Annotated in this window: 11 protein-coding genes; 7 read left to right on the top strand and 4 right to left on the bottom strand. The window is 33.6% G+C overall.

All coding sequences use genetic code 11. The features are described 5' to 3' along the window. Positions 1-7: 7 nt before the first annotated feature. The 3 genes from R1X58_RS14335 to R1X58_RS14325 all read left to right on the top strand — a co-directional run bounded on the left by R1X58_RS14335 (position 8) and on the right by R1X58_RS14325 (position 3,611). Positions 8-1,993 (top strand): SusD/RagB family nutrient-binding outer membrane lipoprotein, encoded by a 1,986-nt coding sequence (locus R1X58_RS14335; protein WP_240575023.1) that lies wholly within the window; start codon positions 8-10, stop codon positions 1,991-1,993. A 29-nt stretch (positions 1,994-2,022) separates the two neighbouring features. Next, on the top strand, positions 2,023-2,361 hold the full coding sequence (locus tag R1X58_RS14330) for an SdrD B-like domain-containing protein (RefSeq protein ID WP_240575022.1): 339 nt from the start codon (positions 2,023-2,025) through the stop codon (positions 2,359-2,361). Positions 2,362-2,528: 167 nt separating this feature from the next. Then, on the top strand, positions 2,529-3,611 hold the full coding sequence (locus R1X58_RS14325) for a formylglycine-generating enzyme family protein (RefSeq protein ID WP_240575021.1): 1,083 nt from the start codon (positions 2,529-2,531) through the stop codon (positions 3,609-3,611). A gap of 92 nt (positions 3,612-3,703) precedes the next feature. On the opposite strand, the gene R1X58_RS14320 is transcribed toward R1X58_RS14325, so the two are convergent. Beyond that, on the bottom strand, positions 3,704-4,336 hold the full coding sequence (locus tag R1X58_RS14320; RefSeq protein ID WP_240575020.1) for a hypothetical protein: 633 nt from the start codon (positions 4,334-4,336) through the stop codon (positions 3,704-3,706). A gap of 168 nt (positions 4,337-4,504) precedes the next feature. Between R1X58_RS14320 and R1X58_RS14315 the strand changes: the two genes are divergently transcribed. Beyond that, a complete protein-coding gene (locus R1X58_RS14315; protein ID WP_240575019.1) occupies positions 4,505-5,482 on the top strand; it encodes a DUF3667 domain-containing protein in 978 nt (325 codons plus the stop codon). Between the two features lie 57 nt (positions 5,483-5,539). On the opposite strand, the gene R1X58_RS14310 is transcribed toward R1X58_RS14315, so the two are convergent. Further along, entirely contained in the window at positions 5,540-8,152 is a 2,613-nt protein-coding gene (locus tag R1X58_RS14310; RefSeq protein WP_240575018.1) for a T9SS type A sorting domain-containing protein, read from the bottom strand. Between the two features lie 620 nt (positions 8,153-8,772). Next, positions 8,773-11,553, bottom strand: a complete 2,781-nt coding sequence (gene uvrA / locus R1X58_RS14305) for an excinuclease ABC subunit UvrA (RefSeq protein WP_240575017.1) — start codon at positions 11,551-11,553, stop codon at positions 8,773-8,775. 324 nt (positions 11,554-11,877) lie between these two features. On the opposite strand from uvrA, the gene R1X58_RS14300 reads away from it, so the two are divergent. Continuing rightward, positions 11,878-12,462 carry an RNA polymerase sigma factor gene (locus tag R1X58_RS14300; protein WP_240575079.1) on the top strand — a complete coding sequence of 195 codons (585 nt, stop codon included), beginning with the start codon at positions 11,878-11,880 and terminating at the stop codon, positions 12,460-12,462. Positions 12,463-12,519: 57 nt separating this feature from the next. Further along, entirely contained in the window at positions 12,520-12,666 is a 147-nt protein-coding gene (locus R1X58_RS14295; RefSeq protein ID WP_240575016.1) for a hypothetical protein, read from the top strand. A 22-nt stretch (positions 12,667-12,688) separates the two neighbouring features. Here R1X58_RS14295 and R1X58_RS14290 read toward each other — a convergent pair whose 3' ends face one another. Next, complete coding sequence (locus R1X58_RS14290; RefSeq protein ID WP_240575015.1) at positions 12,689-13,348, bottom strand: endonuclease III domain-containing protein; 660 nt, start codon at positions 13,346-13,348, stop codon at positions 12,689-12,691. Between the two features lie 85 nt (positions 13,349-13,433). Here R1X58_RS14290 and bcp point away from each other — a divergent pair, with 85 nt between their 5' ends. Further along, the gene (gene bcp / locus R1X58_RS14285) at positions 13,434-13,889 is read left to right on the top strand and encodes a thioredoxin-dependent thiol peroxidase (protein WP_240575014.1); all 456 of its coding nucleotides are present in this window, start codon (positions 13,434-13,436) and stop codon (positions 13,887-13,889) included. Positions 13,890-13,902: the final 13 nt, after the last annotated feature.

The following is a 13,902-nucleotide window of genomic DNA, read 5'->3' as shown; positions in this document are numbered from 1 at the left end:
TATTACTATGAAGAATTTATATTTAAGATTGACATTGTCAATATTAATAGTATTCAGTGCTACCAATTGTAGTGAACTGGATGATTTATATCAGGATCCTGATGGATTCTCAAAGGAGCAAGCTGATGCCGCTGGTGTAAGTATTATTGCCGGATATTTCACATCACAACTTACACGAGGTTTTTTCTTAAGAGGAGAATATGGTGCAGCATATCATCAACTTAGAAGTGGTTCTCGTGTTATGGGAACAGGTGTTCAGTTATATTATACAACTTCAGATTATGGTTTGTCTTTAAGTCTTAGAGATGTTGAAGGCGATTGGGGTTCAAATGGATTTAACAGAACTGTTTTCAATAAAATTAATAGTGACTGGATAAAGCAATACCTTTGGGCTCAAAAGGAGTACAACAAGATTCCTGAAGAAAGTATATCTACAAGTGATGAATTGTATATGAGACTTCTTCACTTATTGAAGGCTGTTGCATATCAACGAGCTATAGATCTTTACGACGAAGTTCCTTATTTCGAAACAGGAACAGCAGGTGCTTTAGATGGAGAAAAAGCCTCATGGGTAGGACAGGAAGAAATTTACCCAATTATTATTGATGAAGTTAAAGAAATTGAATCGTTTTTAGAAGGTTTAACACTTGGATCCGCAGAGGCTACATTGTTTTCTCAACAAGATGTTATCTTCGGTGGAGATATTATGCAGTGGAGAAAATATGCTAACTCACTTCGTCTTAGATGGGCAATGAATGTGAGTGAGCAACTACCAAGCTTAACATCAACTGTACTTACAGAGTTAAATGGTAAACCATTATTTAACGAGGCTGAAGATGTGGCTGGTTTAGCAGATATTGCGATTGTCGAACCTTACAGACTTCAAAGAGAACTTGGTATTACAAGGGCATTTAGAGAACGTGCTGATGAGTGTCGTGCGCCAAAACGTTTTTTACATGATGTAATGAATTGTATTCCAACCGAAAAAAGTATTTTGGTAAATGGTGAAATGCTATATTATTTTGATGGAGACAATTCAGAAGAAGGTTTAGTAAATGGAACAGTAGATCCTAGGGTTACTTATTTATTTTCAAAAGATGTTTTAGGAAGATATGTTGGAGCAGAAACAACCTGGGATGATGGATCGGATCCAAATAGTTATTTTAGCAAAGCAATGAGAGGGTATTATATTAATGATCCTATCATGACTGATATTAATGTTACAGAAATATCATTTGGAGCTTCTGGAAATGAAATGACTATTAAACTAAACGATGAAGCTGCGACCGACTTAACAAAAAGAGAGGCATTTTTATTAAAAGCATTTAGAGAATATTGTTCTCAGTATAGCGATATTAGCTGGACTATTGGAACAGATAGAAATATGATTTCTGAGTACAACGTTCGTCCTCAATATAATTTTGATATTCGTTACCCTACTTTACATTCTGTAGAAACCGAATTGTCATTGGCTGAAGCTGCTGTTAGAGGATTCGGAAGTGGAGATGCAGCTACGCATTATAAGAATGCTATCGAGCTGTCATGTGCATACTGGTATGATAAGAATGTGAATAATTCATATTCACAGACTACAACACCAGCATTTCCAGGAAATATGGATGCTTCAAGAATTGATAGAGATAGACCTTCAATGGAATATAATCCTGGAGCTTATGCAGAGTTTGCTGCACAACAATTTAGTGCGATGACAGATCAGCAAAAAGTAAAAGCTATTTTTGATCAGTTGCAGTTACATTATAATATGTTTAATTTTGAGACACCTTATACAGCTGCACGTAGATTAATAAAATACTTGAACGATAACCCGGCAGCTCCTTACGAGACTTTTGCATGGAAAGAACGTATGCTATATAACCCTAGTATCCAAGGAACCGATCCAGAAGCTTGGTCACAAGTTAGCCAGCACGATGATTATAATCTTCCAATTTGGTTTACTGGACGTACTACTAAATGGAAAAATGTTCTTGAATAAAATAATTATAAACTATAGAATTTGATAATATGAAAAAAATATTAATGGTTATACTTTCAATTGCTTTGTTCGCTTCTTGTAGTAAAAAGAACGACGGATCAATTATAGGTACAGCTTCTGCTGCTGGAGGAGAAGTTACAGCGGGAATAACAGTTAAGTTATACGGTGAGAATACATCATTTCTTAGAGATACTCAAACCGATAGTGAAGGTAATTTTGCATTTACTGGTTTAGATTCAGGAAATTATTACATAGGAGCAACGATTACAGTCGATGGTACGGTATGGGATACAGGTAATAAACCAAGAATGGTCTATGTGAGTGATGAGATTGTTGAAGAAGTTGCTTTGTCACTTACGCAAAAATAAAATAGTTTTTAACTTCTAATTTCTAAAAAGCCTTTCATTAAGTTGAAAGGCTTTTTTTGTAATTAAGATTTAAAGAATACCTTAAAAAAAGTCATTAGGTTTTATGTTTTAACTCTTATATTTGCTTTTCAACTTTATAAAATAATTACCCAATCAGTGGTTTTGCAATGAATGTAAGTTTTAAGTATCACACCTTGTTTTTTGTTTTTTCAATGGCTATCATGTTTAGTTGTAAAACAGATAGTAAGAACACCGCACGATTGCTTACTGCAAGTGTTTCTGAAAAAATAAAAGCACCGATAGGTATGGTTTGGGTAGAAGCAAAAACGTTTACTCAAGGTGCTAAAAAAGATGATAAAATGGCTTTGCCAAGAGAAAAGCCTGGGCATGATGTATTTGTTGATGGATTTTTCATTGATGTTACTGAAGTCACCAATAAGCAATTTAAAGCTTTTGTTAAGGAGACAGGCTACATTACGGTTGCAGAACGTCCTATAGATTGGGAAGATTTAAAAAAAGAATTACCAGAAGGCACACCAAAACCACACGATTCGGTTTTAAAGCCAGGTAGTTTAATATTTAATAAAGAAATAAAGCAGGTAGCTAATATGCGAAACTACGAACAGTGGTGGCGTTGGCAGGTAGGAGCGGACTGGAAACATCCGGAAGGCCCTGAAAGTTCTATAAAAGGAAAGGATAATTACCCGGTAGTGCATATTGCTTTAGAAGATGCCTTAGCGTTTTGTAAATGGGCTAATCGAAGATTGCCTACAGAAGCGGAATGGGAGTCGGCAGCCCAAGGAAGTAACAAGGATGCTGTGTATACCTGGGGAAATAATCCAGAGATTTTAAATGAAAAGGCAAACACATGGCAAGGTGTTTTTCCTGTGAAAAACGAATCCAAAGATGGTTTTGATCTAATTGCACCTGTAAAAGCATATCCGGCAAACAGCATCGGTATTTATGATATGTTGGGCAATGTCTGGGAATTGACTGGTGATTTATTTAATGAGAATTATTACAATCAAATAGATTCTAATAAAGTTTTAAAGAACCCTAAAGGCGCTGATAAAGGCTATAGCATAGGAAAACCTTATATTGAAGAACAGGTTATTAAAGGAGGATCTTTTTTATGTAATGCTTCATATTGTGCAAGTTTTAGAATTTCAGCAAAAATGGGTATGGAGCCTAATTCAAGTTCAGATCATATTGGTTTTAGAACCGTTGCCACTCCAGATATGTTAGAATAATTTCAACTTGAAAAGAAATACGTTATTGCAAAAAAAAAATCCCGAACTCATGGAAAACCGAGTCCGGGAATCTTTAACTAACTAATAAAAATCTAATTTCTCTTTTTCACTTTCTTTACTTTACCATTTTTCTGGTAATAGTAATAATTATCGTCGTTATCGAAATGCGTGTTGTTATTCCATGAGTCATTTTGAACAGCACATAAATCTGCATTTCGGTTATGTGTATTTATATATCCTCTGGTCGAAACAATTTGTCCCCAATTATTGTAATTAACTGTTAATCCACCAACTTGGTTTAACGTTGTGTTTCTTCCGCGACCGTAACCAATAAAAACAGAACCTATTTGAGTTACATTTCCAGCACGATCGTAATTAATTGGTACATTTCCAATAACACGAATCGTGCCATTTCTGTCTCTTGAGATATAATTTCTGTTTGGAGAGGTAGATGTGTAGTTAATACTTACCCTGGGGCCATTATAAGAAGCATTTATAGAACTTCTTCTTGAATTTGAATTGTAATATGCGTCATTATAAAGAAAATCAAAATCGAAATTTCCATCAGGAAAAATTGAAAATTCAATGCCGTTCTCTACAAAAGTTACAGGTTGTGCATAACGATAATGTTTAGGGGTATCTGTACTGGTAGCATTTAAATCTAAAGCCGTAACACTATTTGTGCTAAAAAAGATTCCTGCAAATAAAAGTACTAGTGTTTTCATAATCATTCAATTTTTAGATTGTACCTACTCATAAGCTTTTCGGTATCCGCTTCGATTTTAATTTAAACAATTTGCGTGCCAAAAATGTAAGTAATTGTTTATCAGTAATATTAGTTTTGTAGATGTATCGGCTTTTTTATTATTTTTATATAAACCAACCTTTATTAGATGAAAAAATCTCAGGAAACTTGTAAAAATTGTGAAAATGATTTTGAGCAAGGTTATAATTTTTGTCCGCACTGTGGGCAGAAATCAAATGACGAACTCACGGTATCTGTATTGTTTTATAATACGATAAGTAATTATTTTTCGGTTGATGCTCGTTTTTTTAAAAGTTTTATTCCTTTAATGTTTAAGCCGGGATATTTGGCTAAACGCTTTGTTGAAGGTAAGCGTTTGTTGTATTTGCATCCAGCACAAATGTATTTGTTTATTTCTGTAGTGTTTTTCTTTTTGTTTTCATTTATTAGTCGAGATCAGGTTAAAACCGTAAATAATGCATTAAAAAAAGGTGAAATACCTGTGGTTATCCACGATAGTTTAAAAACTCAGGTTATCGATTCCTTGAAAAATGTAACTACAGCAGATTATGTTCTTAAAGATGATTTTTCTTTCAATCAAAGAACTGTAGATTCCTTGATAGCGATTGATGCTCCGGAAGAGGACATATATACAGCTATGGGAATGGATAGTGATGCCGGATTTTTTAAAAGAAGATTGTATACACAAATTTTAAAATTCTACGAGCAACGAAATGGCGGGTCTATTTTACAGGTGTTTTATGATAGTATACCTATTGCTATGTTTTTTTTATTACCCATTTTTGCATTTATTTTAAAATTGCTCTATTACAGGAAAGCTTCATTTTCATATCACCTTGTTTTTAGCTTGTACTTTTTCGCTTTTATTTTTATGGCTTTTAGTTTTTTAGTACTCGTAGATTTGATTTGGAAACCGCAATCAAGGCTAAATACCCTGGTGTTAATTTTAATTTTTATTTATTTCTATCTTGCTGTTTTAAAGTTTTATAATCAAGGTAAGTTGAAAAGTTTATTTAAGAGTATAGTTGCTGCTTTTTCTTTTATATTAATGGTTATTCCAGCTGCAGTTGTAGTGATGTTTATGGTTGCCTTTTTCTTTTATTAGGACATAAAAAAAGAGGAACGTAATGTTCCTCTTTAAATGTTGAATTAAAAAATATTTCTACTTAACTAATATTTTAACAGCTTTAGAGCCCTCAAAAGTTTTAACTGTAGCAATGTAAATTCCAGATCTAAAGGAGAAGTTTACATCTTCATTTGTTTTAAATTCTTTAACTAAAGCACCAGTAAGACTATAAATCTTTACATCTGTTTGAGATTTTACATCGGTAATATAAATGTAGTTCCCCATGGCTCTAACATTTGTAGAAACCTTAGAAACTTCGCCAGCTTTATCAATGCTAAGGGTAAAGTCTGCATTTTGAACCATAGTGGCAGGAGGTGTTTGACCAGTAAGTAAATAAACAGCATTTCTCCAAATCGTTAGCGCTTCAGGACTAATGTTAGCACCATCTCCCATAATAGTGGCTCCATAACTAAATGATAAAGCAACAGCGTTAACACTTAAAACATCGTTAGAATCCTCACCTAACTGAGTACCAGAAGGGATGTAGTTTATAACAAAGGCCTTTGCTGCATCTGTAACTTCAGGAACAGTTGCAATAGTAGCGGCATCTGTGCTAGAAATTTCTAGATTATTAAGGATATCAATACCTTTATTTCCTCCAGTACTACCATCATCATTAGCAGTAGCTTCACTAAAGATTCTAATATCATTACCACCTGAAAAATCAATTCCAGTAAAAAGAGGATGTGAAGTATTTGTTGCAGTTACAGAAACATTTTGGGTTGCAGAAACAGTTGCATCGGCATCCGTTATAGCTCTTGTGTTTCTAAATGCCCATGTTTTATTGTAAATAATTGGAATTGTTACGTCTTTTACTCCTAATACACCTCCAGGTTTAAGCATCGCTGCACCCGAACTGATATTTTCCTGAGCAATAACCACATCAAAACCAGACAGGGCAGGAATAGCACTACCATCTTGAGGAGTTTCTATATAAGTAACCTCTAAATTTGAATCTGCCATTAACATTCTAATAACAGGATCGTCACCAGGAGCAGAAGCACCAGCGCCTTGCCCAACACCAGATTGATTTACATATAGTACTTTTTTTGGTTTGGTACGTAATAGATCAAAGTCTACTTGTATGTAGGGTAAATACATGTCTGTTCCACCACCAGTACCGTCTACAACAAATTTAAAATCTATACCGCCAGGGTTTCCATAGTATTCAAAAGTAAAATCAGTGCCACGAGCCCCATCAATTGTTGCATCATAAGCAACTGTACTTGGACCAACAAGACTCGAGCCATCAACAGAACCCCATCCTTTGTTATTGAAGTTTGGAGCATTAACAATATAATCCAAAGTTGATTCAGACATTAACGGTACTGTAACTTTTCCTCCACTAAGGGTTTTTATGTGAAATTCACTACCTGCTTTTAAATTAAGCCCTAATGTGCTGTTATAATAATTATCGCCATTACCAACAAAATTTCGAATTTGAACATAACCAATACTAGGACTTAAAGGGTTGTCTCCATCACTCATAAATCTTCCTGTCGGATATGCAACTAAATTATTTAATTCAGTAGTCCCATCTGTATTTGAGAAACGAGATATGTTTTCCAAAAGCGTGCCTTCAGTGGTAACATTGCCAAGAAATGATGAAGTATTTCCTCCTCTAAAATCATGATAATAGGTAGTTGTTACAACTTCATAATCACCCGCAAAATCATTAGACACTAGACCGCCTGGGTTAGATAAACCAGTTAGTTGATATGCTGCATTTCTCCAAACAGTTAAAAGCTGTGGTGTTATGTTACCTCCATCTTGTTTTACGGTTGCTCCCCAAGAAAAAGGTAATGCAACAGCATCTTGAGCTAAAATACCTGTAGCGTCGGTACCAAGATGGGTTCCTGCAGGAAAATAGTTAATACCAATAGCTTGGTCTGGACTAGTTATTTCTGGAACCGTGGCTAATAAGGTGTTTGTTACAGGAGTAGAACCATCACTAGTTATCTCAAGGTTATTAATGACATCAATACTTCTATTTCCTCCTGCTTTTCCATAATCATCTGATGTTGTTAGAAAAAATGGTATATCATCTCCATTTGTAAGACCTAATCCGGTGAATAATGGGCTAGAAGCATCAACAACTTCCATAGATAATCCAAGTGTTTTAGTTTCTTTGGCTGTTGCAGAAGCAATAGTGTTATTGTTTCTAAAATGAAGGGGTTTACTATAAATAATTGGAGCCTGAATGTTTGCTGGTGTTAGAGCCCCAATACCTACTTTCATAAAATTATAAGTGGCTACATTTTCGGTTACAATAATTAAGTCAAAACCAGTTTGATCAATACCTGAATCAACTGTCATTGTATTCCCGACAGGAACTGTACCGTCAAGAGCAGATACATATGAATCTGGTGAGGCAGCACCATTTTTAGCAATAATAGTTACCACATTAAAATTGGAATCGGCTTTTAACATTCTTGATACAGGATCATTGTAAAGAAGGGACGATTTAGTTATAATCCCATAGCTAGTATCACTAGCATTAGTGCTGTAACCAGTTCCCCCCACTTGGTCATCATTGTAAATTTTCACACCATCTGATAAAATGTACAATACATTTTTTTGTGCAATTAGATCACTCGATGCCAATGCAAAAAATAGAGCAAATAATAAAAAAGTAATTTGTTTTCTCATAATTATTAATTTAGTTTAGTTAGAAAATATAATTTAAATATATCAATATGAGTTTGATATATTTTTTTTACAATAGCTAATATGGTGATTATAGCAATAAAACTATAGTACTATTGAACGGTGGTCGATTTTATAAAATTAATATTTTTTTAGGGTTTTAAACAAAAAACAATCTTAATATTTTAAAATTTAACAATTAAAGTTTAAAAATTTAATGAGTATGGCAATTTACTGTAGTATCGTATTGTCATATTTATTATTATTTTTACAGTTTTGAAAGCAAAGTCTCTTTCAATTTTAAAATATACATACCCTTCGATAATTTCTTCAAATTAATAATTTTGTGAATTATTATTACCTGATTTCTCTAATTGAATCAAATTATGTTGACTGTTATATTGTAGAGAAGCAATTAGAGTATCTTTAGATTCTCCAGAAATATTCATTTCTTAAAATTTATCTTCAGGTTTGTATGCAAAGCTTGATTAGTTTTTTTTGTTTAATAAGGATAATATTTACTTACGGTAGATATCAAGCTAGCGAAAATTAAAAGGAGAATTATGAAAACAAACCCGAATACATAATTGAAATTTTATGTGTTTTTAATGAAGAATCCGCTTTTATAATTTACCTTTTAAATATTTTCCAATTAAAGAAGGGGAGTTCATAATATCTTCAGGTGTGCCTGATGCTACTAAGTTGCCTCCGTATTCACCGCCATTTGGACCTAAATCGATAATATGATCAGCGCATTTTATAAGCTCAATATTGTGTTCTACAACTATAATGGAGTGTCCTATTTCAATTAGAGCATTAAATGATTTAAGTAGCTTTTTAATATCATGAAAGTGCAAACCAGTGGTTGGCTCATCGAAAATAAAAAGTGCTTTTTCTTTACTACTACCTTTTCCTAAAAACGATGCCAGTTTTATACGTTGCGCTTCACCACCTGAAAGTGTAGAGGAACTTTGTCCTAAAGTAACATAACCAAGTCCAACATCCTGAAGCGGTTGCAGTTTGTTCTTTATTTTAGTTTCATCGTTTGCTTCAAAGAATGTGATAGCATCGTCAATGGTTAAGTTTAAAATATCGTCTATGTTTTTATTAGCAAACTGGACTTCCAAAACTTCTTTTTTAAAACGCTTTCCTTTACAAGTTTCGCATTCTAAGTGAACATCAGCCATGAATTGCATTTCAATGGTTACTTCACCCTCGCCTTTACAAGTCTCACAACGCCCGCCATCTACATTAAATGAAAAGTGTTTTGCCTGATAATTTCTAAGTTTGCTTAATTTTTGTTTAGAGAACAAGGCTCTAATATCATCGTAAGCTTTAATATAGGTTACCGGATTGGATCTCGATGAACGCCCAATAGGGTTTTGGTCTACAAATTCGATATGTTTTATGTTGCTGAAGTTTCCTTCTAGATCAGTAAACTGACCAACTTTATCGCTAAAATCGGTTAGTTTTTTTTGTAAAGCCGGTAATAAAATCTTTTTAACTAAGGTACTTTTTCCGCTTCCGGAAACTCCTGTTACCACCGTAAGCATACCTAAAGGAAAACGCACGTCAATATTTTTTAAATTGTTTTCACGAGCCCCTAACACGTCTACATAGTATTTTGAAGTGCGACGTTTTTCAGGGATTTCAATCTTTAATTTTTCATTTAAATATTGAGCTGTTAGTGATTTCGAATCAAGTAGTTCTGTAAAATTACCATATGCTACAACTTCACCTCCAAAAGTCCCTGCTTCAGGCCCGATATCGATAATAGTATCTGCCGCTTTCATGATGTCTTCATCGTGTTCTACGACAATTACGGTATTTCCTAAATCACGTAATTGTTTTAAAACTAAAATGAGTCGCTCGGTGTCTTTGGGATGTAATCCAATACTTGGCTCATCTAAAATGTACATCGATCCTACAAGACTACTTCCTAAAGAGGTTGCCAGGTTAATACGCTGACTTTCTCCACCCGAAAGTGTGTTAGATTTTCTATTAAGTGTTAAATAATCTAAACCTACATTCGATAAAAATGACAAACGGTTATTAATTTCTTTTAAAAGACGATCTGCAATTTTTGTATCGTGTTCGTTTAAAGTCAGGTTTTTAAAAAAATCAGCCAAACGATGTAATGGCATTTCAACCAAATCTGTTATTGTAGCTCCAGCTATTTTAATGTAATTTGCTTCTGCACGTAAACGTTTGCCGTTACAGGCTTTACATTTAGTTTTTCCGCGGTAACGCGATAACATCACTCGGTTTTGTATTTTATAGGCCTTAGCTTCTAACTCAGCAAAGAAGGAATTTAAACCTTCAAAGTGTTTGTTGCCGTCCCAGATAAGTTGTTTCTGCTCGTTACTTAACTGGAAATAGGGTTTATGGATAGGGAAATCGAATTTATGAGAGTTATTTACCAATTGATCTCGATACCAACTCATGCTTTCGCCTCGCCAAGGAAAAATCGCATTTTCGTAAATTGAAAGCGCCGTATTTGGAATGACTAAATCCTCATCAATCCCAATAATATCACCATAGCCTTCGCATTTAGGACAAGCTCCATAAGGATTATTAAAACTGAACAGATGCACATTAGGTTCTAAAAAACTCATGCCATCCAATTCAAATTTATTAGAAAATGGGCGCAGATAGCTGTCTGATAGCGTTTCAATAAAACATTCTCCTTTTCCTTCAAAAAATGCGGTTTGAATAGAATCTGCCAGTCTGTTAAAAAAATCTTCGTCCTGTTTAATAACGATTCGGTCTACAACCAATAAAACATTGTCCTGTTCAGTAAGATGTTCAGCTTCGTCTATTCGAATAACACTTCCGTTAACTTTTATTCTGGCATATCCTTGTTGAGCTAAAGTGCTAATTTTATCATTCATCGCTCGGCCTTCCTCCAAATGAATAGGAGATAGTAACAGTAATTTTTCGCGTTCAGGAAAACTTTTTAAATATTCAAGAACATCGGTAACTGTATCTTTTTTTACTTCTAAGCCAGAAATAGGCGAGTAGGTCTTACCAATCCTGGCGAATAACAATTTTAAATAGTCGTAAATCTCTGTACTTGTTCCAACAGTTGACCTTGGGTTTGTTGAATTCACCTTTTGTTCAATAGCAATTGCAGGAGCAATTCCTTTTATGTAATCGACTTTAGGTTTGTTTAATCGTCCTAAAAACTGACGCGCGTAACTCGATAAACTTTCAACATAACGTCTTTGTCCTTCAGCATATAATGTATCGAAAGCTAAGCTAGACTTTCCAGAACCCGATAACCCGGTAATAACCACAAGTTTATTGCGAGGTATTACAACATCTATATTTTTTAAATTGTGCAGTTTAGCACCTTTTATAATAATATTTTCTTTCGGATTTACTTCAGAAATAGTCGTATTCATAGGTCTTAAAAGGAATGATTTCGCAAAGATACTAAAGTATTTATTCTGTTAAATATAATCTGTTTTTAAATGAATTTACAGCAATCTTTTTAATTGAATTCTAAAAGAAAAACAATTTTTTAAGATAAAAGCAGCATAAATCATCGGGTTAAGAATAAAAAAAGTCGCATTATTTTTGTTTTGGGAACGATTGTTGTTATATTTGAATCTATTAATCAATTTATCAAACTAACACAAACTCCGCCTATAGTATAACATTACTTTAAAAAGTTTATAACCCCAAAAGCCTGGAAGTTCGCTTCTATGCCTAAAAAAGTAATGATTATGCAATACGATAACGTACAAGATTCTATCTTAGTTAGCAACTACATTAAAGGAGATGAAAGTGCTCTGGAAATACTAATAAACAGGCACAAACAAAAAATTTACAGTTTTATATTCTCGAAGGTTTACGACAGAGATGTTGCTGAAGATATTTTTCAGGATACCTTCATTAAAGTGATTCGCACTTTAAAACGAGGAGCGTATAACGAAGAAGGTAAATTTTTACCTTGGGTGATGCGCATATCTCATAACCTTGTGATTGATTATTTCAGAAAAAACAATCGCATGCCTAAATTCGATAATACTGAGGAATTCAATATTTTTTCGGTTTTGAGTGATAATAGCTTAAATGCAGAAAGTAGTATTATTAAATATCAGGTAGAAAATGATGTAAGACGTTTGGTTGAAGAACTTCCTGACGATCAAAAACAGGTGTTGCTAATGCGTATTTATGATGATTTAAGTTTTAAAGAAATATCAGACAAAACAGGAGTGAGTATTAATACGGCTTTAGGGCGCATGCGTTATGCTTTAATTAACCTTAGAAAAATAATTGATAAGCATAATATTATTTTAACGAATTAATGCAATAAACTGATTTTTGCCACGTTAGTAATTTAAATGAATCCTTAAATTAATATAATGGCAAAACTTTACTCTGGAAATTCTATTAAAAAATCGAATGCAATGGAACCGCGCGAAGAAACGGTAAAATTTCTTCTTGATTATTCAAAGGCTTTAAGTGTTATAAATTGTAATAAAAAGAAGTTTGAAGCGCTTCTGAATTAAGTTGGAAAAGTCCTAATGAAAATTAGGACTTTTTTGTTTTATAATAATCGTCAATAACTGATTTTCTTCCTATTGTTTTAGTAATGATATCTTTATCTAAATCCCAGCCTCGGGCAGGCGAATATTCGCGGCCATACCAAATAATTTGAAGATGCAAATCATTCCATAATTCCATTGGGAATAGGCGTTTAGCATCTTTTTCTGTTTGAGCAACACTTTTTCCGTTACTTAAATTCCAGCGATACATTAAACGAAGAATATGTGTGTCTACCGGAAAAGCAGGAATACCAAAAGCCTGAGACAAAACAACTCCCGCAGTTTTATGACCAACAGCAGGTAATTCCTCTAAGTCTTCAAAATTTTGAGGTACCTCGCCATTGTGTTTTTCAATAAGAATTTTCGATAAGCCATGAATGCCTTTACTTTTCATAGGTGACAAACCTACAGGTTTGATGATTTCTCTAATTTCTTCAACCGTTAGTTTTACCATATCATACGGATTGTCGGCTTTTTCAAACAACAAAGGTGTAATTTGATTAACGCGAACATCGGTACTTTGTGCAGACATTAATACCGCAATTAACAAGGTATACGGATCTTTATGATCTAATGGTACTGGTATAGTAGGATATAACTCTTTAAGTGTTTTTATTACGAACTCAATTTTTTGTTCCTTGGTCATAAATCGTATTTTTGTACAAAAGCAAAGTTAATATAACTATTGTATTTGGCTTTGATATTGAATTTAAATTGTAAAAATTAAACAAATGAATACGTTAAAAGTAGGAGATACGGTTCCTGATTTTTCTTCAATAGACGAACAAGGTAATGCGGTATCGCTAAGCGATTATAAAGGTAAAAAGTTAATTGTATTTTTCTATCCTAAAGCGAGCACGCCTGGTTGTACTGCTGAAGCTTGTAATCTTAGAGATAATTTTGAGGTTTTAAAAGAAAAAGGATTTGAATTGTTAGGCGTGAGTGCCGATAGCGCAAAGCGTCAAAGCAATTTTAAAGATAAATATGAATTTCCTTTTCCTTTGTTAGCTGATGAAGATAAAACGGTGATTAATTCATTTGGTGTTTGGGGACCGAAGAAATTTATGGGACGCGAATTCGATGGAATTCACCGAATGACTTTTATTATTGATGAAAACGGGGTTATAGAGCGTGTTATTGAAAAAGTAAAAACTAAAGATCACGCAGCTCAAATTTTAGAAGCTTAAAGTTTGAAAATAT

This window comes from Aestuariibaculum lutulentum (assembly GCF_032926325.1).
Classification (GTDB): Bacteria; Bacteroidota; Bacteroidia; order Flavobacteriales; family Flavobacteriaceae; genus Aestuariibaculum; species Aestuariibaculum lutulentum.
This window is presented reverse-complemented; position numbering and strand designations above follow the sequence as displayed.